Below are 6880 nucleotides of genomic sequence, written 5' to 3' on the forward strand. Positions count from 1 at the left end.
CAAAGCCGACTTGGGGAATCGGCCTACGCGAAGACACGGCGTCGATGAATGGCCGGCCTGGCGGCCACAAAAACTTCCGTCGTAATGTTGTGTTTTTATTTGCAACAGGTGTTATATTTTTATCGTCACACATATTGATACAACCATTTCCAGCGAGCCTGCGTTGCATCCAAACCGGCATATCCGCCCCATGCTGCAGCCCTCCTTCGAGGCGCATCGCAGTCACGCACACCAGCCATGACGACCGCCGCCAACCCCGCGATCAAAGGCCAACGCGCCTTGCTGAGCTTCAGCGTCGAGGGGTTGCCGCCCCGGGAAGAGCTGCTTCTCAAGTCCCTGGTCCGCCTGCTCGACCACCGCACACACCAGCACTGGGCCTGGAAAGCCGGCCAGGCCGACCTGCGGGTGGTGGGCGGGCAAGCCTCCGCCGAAACCGACGATCCGGCGACGGCAGTGCCGGTACTCGCCATCGGCCAGCCTGATCCGCAGCGCGGCGGCCATTTCCTGGCGCTGCCGCTGCATGCCGACGAGCTGGAGAACACGCTCAACCGCCTCGGCGCGATGGTCGTGCATGCACGCGGCCTGGGGCTTGCGGCTCCCGACACCCACATCGCCGACGACGAAGAATTCCGCCTGCTGCGCTGGCCGCCCGCCGCCCTGCTGGAGACGCCCGCGCGCGTTCGCCTGGCCACCCTCATGACCGGCCGGCCGACCTCCCTGCTGCTGTTGCGGCAACGCTCGGGCCTCGCAGCACAGGACTGCCTCGACTTCCTCGCCGACCTGCGGCGCGCCGAATTGCTCGAAAGCGCCCGCCAGCCTGCGCCCGTTGCCGCAGCCGCGCCGCCGATCGTGCTGTCCACGCCGTCCGCGCCCGATTCGGTCCTGCCGGTCGACAGCCGTCCGCAGGCCCTGGCGCGCGACCCCGTGCAACCCGGCCTGCTGGCGCGCATCCGCAACCGCCTCGGCCTGCTGGCGACAGGGCACAAATGACTGTCGAACACAAGATCCTCTTCACCGGCACCATGGGCGCCGGCAAGACCACCGCCATCGGCGCCGTGAGCGAGATACCACCGGTCAGCACCGACGTGCGCAACAGCGACACCTCCGTGGCCAAGGCCACCACCACGGTGGGCCTGGACTACGGCGAACTCACGCTCGACAACGGCGAGAAGCTGCGCCTGTACGGCACGCCCGGCCAGATGCGCTTCGATTTCATGTGGCGCATCCTGGCGCGCGGCGCGCTCGGCCTGGTGATCCTGGTGGACAACAGCCGCCCCGACCCGCTGGCCGACCTGGATGTCTATCTCGACGGCTTTTCCGAACTGATCGCCAAGACCGCCTGCGTGGTCGCCGTGGGCCGCATGGAGGCCCACCCCCAGCCCGACATCGATGCCTATGCGCAGCGAATGGAAGCCCGGGGCGTGCTGTGCCCGGTACTGCCCGCCAACGTCACCGATGCGCGGCAGGTGGTCGAACTGCTGGAGCTGCTGCTGCTTCAGCTCGAAACCTGAGCCATCCCTCTTTCCTCATTCCTGAGCCGCCATGCAAATAACGCCAAGAATCAAGCTCGCCGCCGAGGCCGCCATCGACACGCTGATGCGCGAGATCAAGGGCGTGAAAGCGGTGGTGATCTCGACCGAGGACGGCCTGGAGCTGGCCGCGCGCGTCGAGAACACCGCGCAGGTGGCCCGCCTCTCGGCCATTGCCAGTTCTCTGGCGGCGCTGGGTGCGGTCGCGGGCGAGGAAAGCAACCTCGGCGCCTGCGACAACGTGACCATCGAAGCAACCCACGGCCACATCCTGATGCTGCAGGCGCGCCACCCGGAGATCACGCTCATCGTGAGCGTCGTCACGGGCAAGGACGCGATCATCGGCCAGGTCCTCTACTTCGCGAAGCAGGCGACGCTGTCGCTGCAGCAGGCCTGAGGGCCCGCCCCGGCCGCATCGGTTCGACTCCGGCAGCCGCCCACCTCTTCGCCCGGGTGGCTGCCGACTTTCAGGGGCGAGGCACTAGGAAAGATTCCGATGGCAAATATCAAGCAATCCATGGACGACCTGATGACCTGCGACGGCGCGCTGTGCGCGGCACTGGTCGATTCCAGCAGCGGCATGATCCTGGGCCAGATCGGCTCGGGTGTCGACCTGGAGGTGGCGGCGGCGGGCAACACCGAAGTGGTCCGCGCCAAGCTGCGCACCATGCGCGACCTGGGCCTGAACGACGTCATCGAGGACATCCTCATCACCCTGGGCAGGCAGTACCACATCATCCGGCCGATGCAGAAGAAGGAAGGCCTGTTCGTCTACCTCGTGCTCGACAAGGCCAAGTCGAACCTCGCGCTGGCCCGCCGCAAGGCGCTGGACGTGGAGCAGAACCTGGCCGTCTGAGCGCGCGGCGCATGCGCCGGAAAACGCAATGTTCGCGCAATGCTGATTCATAGCATCGCAGGTCTGGCACGGGCGGCTCGCTGCAGCCGCCCGACATACGGCACCCGACCCGACCCTGCGAACTCCGATGACATTCGATCCTGCAAGGCTGCCGCGCTATTCAGCCGCGGGCGGCTCCCTGAGCCATTCGAACACCACCGCCTCGCGCGCGCGAACCTCGTCCACGCCCGGGCCTGCGCCTGTCACGCGGCGCGTTGAACTTCTCGACGCACTGCGCGGCTTCGCGCTGCTCGGGGTGCTGCTGGTCGACGCGAGGTCGATCACCCTCTTCACGCTGCTCTTCGGCGTCGGATTCACGATGCAGCTCGACGGCACTCGGCTCTGCGTGCGGCGCATGCTGGTGCTGCCGGCAATCGGCCTTGCGCTCGCCTGTCTCTTCTGGTGGGGCGACATCGGCATGCGCACTGCCGCGTGGTCGCTTGCTCTGTTCCTGCTCGGTCCGTTGCTGATCGGCATGGCCGTCGGCCGCGCGAGGGTGCTGCAGGAGTCGGTGGCGCACCGGCGCTTCTGGGTCCGGCTGTTGCGCGCGAGCTTTGGCGTCAGCGTGATTGCGGGCACGCTGCTGGTGCTGCGGAACTACCACGGCACCGGCACCGCCGCCTCATGGCTGCACGACGGCGCGGGCCTCGTCCTGGCACGCCTGCTGCGGGAAATCGCGCGGCTGGCGCAGGGCCTTTTCTGCATGGCGGGCTTCGTGCTGCTGTTCCAGCAAGCCGCGTGGCGCCGATGGTTGCGCAAGCTGGCGCCGATGGGCCGCATGGCGCTGACCAACTTCCTCGGTCAGACGCTGTTCGGCCTTGGCCTGTTCTACGGCATCGGGCTGGGCCCGGGGCCGCAGTTCGGACTCGCGGACGCTGCGCTCGCCGCTCTCGCGATCTTCGGTCTGCAGGCGCTGTTCAGTTGCTGGTGGCTGGGCCGCTTCCGCTTCGGCCCGGCCGAGTGGGTGTGGCACAGCCTGGTCCGAGGCGAGCCACAACCGATGCGCCTGCCCGCGCTGCCGGCCTCTCAGGGCGGCGTGGCGTTGGTGATGCGGTCCGTTGCCGGCGGGACCAACGGGCTGCCGGCCTTGATGTAGGCCTCGAGCGCGTCCACGTCCTGGTCACCGCCCAGCGTGTTCGTGCCCTGGTTGAACACGGTGAAGTTGTCGCCGCCCGTGGCCAGGAAGCTGTTCATCGTGACGCGGTAGCTGGTGGCGTCGGCCATCGCGGTGCCGTTGAGTGCCATGTTGGCAATGCGTGAGCCGGCGGGCTGCGAGAGGTTGTAGGTGTAGGTGAAGCCGGCCGACGGCAGCAGTACCTTCGGTGCCGCGGTCGTGTTGGCGCCGCTGTTGAACTGCTGCTCCAGCACCGCCCGAATCTGCGCGCCGGTCATGGTCTTGACCACGAGGCTGTTGCCGAAGGGCTGCACCGCAAAGATCTGCCCGTAGGTCACGCTGCTGTCGGAAGCGGGCGCGAGGTCGGCGCGCACGCCGCCCGGGTTCATGAAGGCGATCTGCGCGGCGCCCTTGTCAGCGGCCTTGGTCGCGGCCAGTTGCGCGTCGGCGATCAGGTTGCCCAGCACGCTCTCCCTCGATGACGTCTGGGTGCGTGTGGCAGTGGTGGTGAGTTGGCCCACCACGCGCTGCACCAGCGGCCCCGCGATGCTGAGGTACTGGCTGATCAGCGCAGCCACTTGCTGGTTCTTGCCGAACACAGGGTACTGGTCGGTCACCGCATAGGTGTTGGAGCCGCTGGTATAGGCCTCGCCCTGCACGATCACGTTGTCGGCCGCCTTGGCCGTGACCTTGCGCGTGCGGGTGTCGATCGTCAGGTTGATGTCGGTGAGCAGCGTGCCGTACTGGCCGGCGCTGGTCAGCAGGAAGGGCTTGGCCGGGTTGGTCTTGCTGTAGTCGCACACATAAGAACGGTGCGTGTGGCCCGAGATCACGACGTCGACGGCGGCATCGAGCTTGTTCAGGATCGGCAGGATGTCGCCGCTCAAGCCCGTGCAGCTCTTGTCGTTGTAGCCCACGGTGGTGGTGCCGCCTTCGTGGATCACCACCACCACGGCGTCGGCGCCCTGAGCCTTCAGTTGCGGGATGAGAGCATTGGCGGTGTCGGCCTCGTCCTTGAAGCTCAGGCCGGCGACGCCGGCGGGCGTGACGATGTTGGGCGTGCCCTTCAGCGTCATGCCGATGAACGCCACCTTGACCGTGGCGCCATCTTTGGTGAAGGTCTTCATGCCGGTGGCGGGGAACAGCGTGCTGCCGTCGGTCTTCACCGTGTTGGCCGACAGGAAGCCGAAATTCGCACCCGGGAAGTCCTTGTTGACGCGGCAAGGCTCGAGTGCGGTGTTCTTCGCGCAGCCGCCGTTCTTCATGCGCAGCAGTTCGGTCTGGCCCTTGTCGAACTCATGGTTGCCGACCGCGTTGAAGTCGATCTTCATGGCGTTGACGGCCTCGATGGTCGACTCATCAAGGAAGAGCGCGGACACCAGCGGCGACGCACCGATCATGTCGCCGGCCGAGACCACCGCGTTGTTCGGGTTCTTCTCCTTGAGCGCAGCGATGGCCGAGGCCATGTAGGCCGCGCCGCCGGCCGGCACCGCCACCGTGCCGCCACCCTTGGTGGGCGCGGAGATCGTCAGCTTCGGCGGCTCGAGGTTGCCGTGCAGGTCGTTGAAGGCAATGAGCTTGACATCCACCGTGCCTGGCACCGCGGGCGCGGGCGCAGGCGCCGGCGGGTTGGAAGCGGTGGGCGCCGGTAAAGGCAGGAGGCTGTTCGAATTGTTGCTGCCGCCGCAGGCGGTCAGCGTGGCAAGTACGACGCTCGCCAGGGCGAGTTGTTTCAATGATGGTTGCATGGCACCTCTCCTCTGTTTTGAGTGCAGCGGATGCTGGTCAAGGCGCATGACGGCGCCGTGAATCCCTTCGGCCCATGGAGGTTTCACGAAGATCAGGGCAGCTGGACCAGGCGGACCGAGACGCCGGGGCCAAAGGCGGTTTGCAACAACGACAGGGCCTGTGCGCTGCGCGTGTCGGCGAGCGACTGCACCGCGAGCCGCGCCTCGGCAGGCCGCCGCTGCAGGTGCCAGCCTTCCTGCCCGAGACGGATGAGCTGCGCGAGCGCCGCCGGGTCGGCCACGACAAGCCCGGTGGGTGTGATGTCGAGCCAGTCGGTCACCTGGTCCGTCTCCCCACCCAGACGCTCGGCCGCGCCTTGTGCCAGCGCAAGTTGCGTGGCCGCGTCACGCACCGCGCCCTGCAGCACGATGCCGCCGCCATGCCAGCGGATTTCGAGCAACGGAACTGATGCGGCGTCGCTTGCGCTGGCAGCTTTTTCAGTTGCGGGGTTCCAGGCGGCGAGCACGACCGACACGACAGCCAGCAGGCAGGCGGCCAGCGCGGCGACCATATGCAGTGGCTTCATCGCAATTTCTCGACTTCAATCCGTTGGGGGAAACGGGCGCGAGCGTGCCACGCGGCACATGACGCCGATGTGACCAACCGCGAACGGCGGTCAGACCTACACGATTAGTCGCGGTGCGACGCCCCCTCCTCTGCACAGGCGCGGTAAGCTGACGGCTCCGCCACCCTAGCCCGAGGAATGCCCCCATGCCAGCGAACGCGAAAGTCACCGGAGATGTCGAGTACAGGGCCGGCGATGGCCCCCTCATCCTGATCCCCCAGGGACCGATCGAGGTCCAGTTGGCACCCGACAGCGCGGTGCTGAGTTGGGGAGACGGCGGAAGCGCGCAGACGACGGCGATTCCGATCGCCGAGTACCAGCGCTATCTGGACGAAGGCGTGATCGAGCCCGATTGAGCTGAGCATGCGTTATCGACAGCGCCCTTGAGCGCTGCCTTTGAAATCGCCGGGTACCCCTTCGTCGACAGGCGCCATCGACGGAATTTCAATGTCCCGGCCTGCGCGCGCCCAATTGCGCGTCGCACATATTGATCAACTCACCGGGCGATGGATGAGCAATTCATCCACTCGGGCACGACCGAGTTCGGCTGCAAAGCGCGTTTGAATCAATCGGCTTCCGGCTGGAAGCCTGAACGAGGGTTGCTCGCGCCGACACCCTCCCTTCTCCCCATCGACACCTGCCTCGCCCTCAGAGCGCGCTCTGGAGGGCTTCGCGCCTCCGTCTTTATGACGTGAATTTTTTCGCGAACCCCTTACAAATTGATTGAGCCACCTTTCAAGGGGTTTTCTCGATCATGTCCTTCCATGGCAATAAATATGAAATTTACAAAAAGCCATGAACTCACAAAACCCATCAAACGCGTGATTCTTCTCACAACCATTTTAAAAAATATAGGCAAAAGGATATTTTCCGCGGTGGCGACTGACACCTGTCTTCAATCGTTGAAATGTTTTACGCGCAATGTAAAGCATTACATTACGCCACCCAAGCAATGCTGGCGAAGGGTAAGGCGTTCCAGCCCCAATCCT

At 65.7% G+C, this 6880-nt stretch carries 8 protein-coding genes; 6 read left to right on the top strand and 2 right to left on the bottom strand.

The features are described 5' to 3' along the window. Window positions 1–237: 237 nt before the first annotated feature. The 5 genes from ACWV14_RS22515 to ACWV14_RS22535 all read left to right on the top strand — a co-directional run bounded on the left by ACWV14_RS22515 (window position 238) and on the right by ACWV14_RS22535 (window position 3520). The gene (locus tag ACWV14_RS22515) at window positions 238–990 is read left to right on the top strand and encodes a hypothetical protein (RefSeq protein ID WP_454903840.1); all 753 of its coding nucleotides are present in this window, start codon (window positions 238–240) and stop codon (window positions 988–990) included. Further along, window positions 987–1511 carry a GTP-binding protein gene (locus ACWV14_RS22520; RefSeq protein ID WP_454903841.1) on the top strand — a complete coding sequence of 175 codons (525 nt, stop codon included), beginning with the start codon at window positions 987–989 and terminating at the stop codon, window positions 1509–1511. Before ACWV14_RS22515 ends, ACWV14_RS22520 begins: the two co-directional genes overlap by 4 nt. A 31-nt stretch (window positions 1512–1542) precedes the next feature. Beyond that, the gene (locus ACWV14_RS22525; protein ID WP_081267980.1) at window positions 1543–1926 is read left to right on the top strand and encodes a roadblock/LC7 domain-containing protein; all 384 of its coding nucleotides are present in this window, start codon (window positions 1543–1545) and stop codon (window positions 1924–1926) included. Between the two features lie 99 nt (window positions 1927–2025). After that, the gene (locus tag ACWV14_RS22530) at window positions 2026–2385 is read left to right on the top strand and encodes a hypothetical protein (protein WP_422087580.1); all 360 of its coding nucleotides are present in this window, start codon (window positions 2026–2028) and stop codon (window positions 2383–2385) included. Window positions 2386–2512: 127 nt separating this feature from the next. Further along, on the top strand, window positions 2513–3520 hold the full coding sequence (locus ACWV14_RS22535) for a DUF418 domain-containing protein (RefSeq protein WP_455342663.1): 1008 nt from the start codon (window positions 2513–2515) through the stop codon (window positions 3518–3520). On the opposite strand, the gene ACWV14_RS22540 is transcribed toward ACWV14_RS22535, so the two are convergent. Together ACWV14_RS22540 and ACWV14_RS22545 are read right to left on the bottom strand one after the other, a co-directional pair. Beyond that, complete coding sequence (locus tag ACWV14_RS22540) at window positions 3451–5286, bottom strand: bifunctional metallophosphatase/5'-nucleotidase (protein ID WP_454903845.1); 1836 nt, start codon at window positions 5284–5286, stop codon at window positions 3451–3453. The two genes, ACWV14_RS22535 and ACWV14_RS22540, sit on opposite strands and share 70 nt — an antisense overlap. 92 nt (window positions 5287–5378) lie before the next feature. Further along, window positions 5379–5852 carry a hypothetical protein gene (locus tag ACWV14_RS22545; RefSeq protein WP_454903846.1) on the bottom strand — a complete coding sequence of 158 codons (474 nt, stop codon included), beginning with the start codon at window positions 5850–5852 and terminating at the stop codon, window positions 5379–5381. Between the two features lie 185 nt (window positions 5853–6037). On the opposite strand from ACWV14_RS22545, the gene ACWV14_RS22550 reads away from it, so the two are divergent. Next, window positions 6038–6247, top strand: coding sequence for a hypothetical protein (locus tag ACWV14_RS22550; RefSeq protein WP_422087584.1), 210 nt, complete (start codon window positions 6038–6040; stop codon window positions 6245–6247). The last annotated feature ends 633 nt before the right edge of the window (window positions 6248–6880 follow it).

It is taken from the genome of Variovorax durovernensis (assembly GCF_977011995.1).